Origin of the sequence: Corynebacterium sp. HMSC14B06 (assembly GCF_001807075.1) — a bacterium.
Taxonomy (GTDB): domain Bacteria; phylum Actinomycetota; class Actinomycetes; order Mycobacteriales; family Mycobacteriaceae; genus Corynebacterium; species Corynebacterium jeikeium_D.
The window spans coordinates 1-1,412 of record NZ_KV787402.1 but is presented as its reverse complement, the minus strand read 5'-3'; the positions used below and the strand labels follow the sequence as shown (position 1 = coordinate 1,412).

Annotated in this window: 1 protein-coding gene; it reads right to left on the bottom strand. The window is 56.5% G+C overall.

Features of this window, described 5'->3' with window-relative positions; genetic code table 11:
• Window positions 1-58: 58 nt before the first annotated feature.
• The gene (locus tag HMPREF3130_RS10065) at window positions 59-1,207 is read right to left on the bottom strand and encodes an IS1249 family transposase (RefSeq protein WP_016421368.1); all 1,149 of its coding nucleotides are present in this window, start codon (window positions 1,205-1,207) and stop codon (window positions 59-61) included.
• Between the last annotated feature and the right edge of the window lie 205 nt (window positions 1,208-1,412).

Below are 1,412 nucleotides of genomic sequence, written 5' to 3'. Positions count from 1 at the left end.
GGGTTAAGTAGCAAAAAGTGTGTCCGCTCGGCGTGTTGCGGGGCGGGCACACCGTTTGTTACTTCATGGGGCCTTTTCTGATTCCTATCGAGTGTTCGTACTCGGTTGGGATAGCGTTGTCGTAGAAGGCTGGTCGGCCTGTTTCATGGTCGGCTTTGTTGTGGTCTTCTTCGACAAGATCGTTGACTTTGGCGAGTTGATCTTGGCCGAAATTGCACTGCCTGGCGATCTTTAATGGGTCGTCAGGCAGTTGCGTTTTCGAGTGCAGGTACCACTCGAGCATTTTTCGTTGGCGTTCCCCGGACCTGCCGCGATGCGCGTCGGCGATGCGTTTGAGCCCGGCGTTGATGCCGCCTTCCAGACTGTTTGTCGTTGAAGCCCAGCGTTGAGGCTCAAGCGCATTCGGTGGTGGCTGCAGGTAGGTAAACAGCCATCCTTTCCGTGAGAGGTGCAGCAGGGAGTTGTATGCCTTGCGAACTCGCAGATGGGTCCATTCCCACTGGTTGTTGAGTGTGCGGCGCTCTTTTGACACGGGCGTTTTCTCGTTGAGGAATGCTTTGAATACCTGTCCGAAGTCGTGCAGACGCAGCGTCCACTCCCGTGCCTGGTCGAGTGTGGTGATACGGGTCAGTTTCAACGCCAGGGCGTAGATGGCTTTGCCGGCGTCGGTGCGTGGTCGTGATGTGGTGTAGCGGCGGATGACGCGTTGCGCATGGACGAGGCATCGTTGGATTATCGCGTTCGGCCAGCAGGCTTTAATCGCAGTAAGTGCGCCTTGTCCGCCGTCGAGGACGACGCAGAGCGGCTCAGCGATTTTGCGGAGTAGCTGCGTGTAGGCGTGGGCGGTTTCGTGTTTGGTCCAGTGCCATGCGATGACGTGGTCGTGGCTGGCTGCGACGAGCAAGCATCCGGCGGCGGTGTAGGTACCGTCGATGAAGATCTGGTCGTAGATGCGCTGTGGGTCACCGTCGTTGGGGATGTCGATGAGCCAGAACGGTTTGAATCGGCGGTCAAGTGTCCAACGGCTTACCCCTTGTTGCTGGGCGAGTTCAGACAACGTTGCTGTGGAGGTGGCATAAGAGACGAAGGCTTTAAAGTCGCGGGTCTGCGTGCGGTCGGTGCGGGTTCGTGTCGTGGAACTGCCGCAGTTCGGGTCCTTGCATCGCCACCTGGTTGTGCCTTTAGAAGTGGTTCCGTTTTTCTTCATTTGCCCAGCGCATATCGGGCATCGTGGTCTGTTTTTACTCACCCGGAAAGCACACCAACCCCCGATTAGCACATGCGGGTGCCATTCCGGTGGATTGAACACTAATCGGGCGGATATAAGGTCTTGATGCTTATATCCGCCCGATTTACCCAGCCTAATCAGCAGTAATGCTGAAAGTCAGACACACTTTTTGCTACTTAACCCC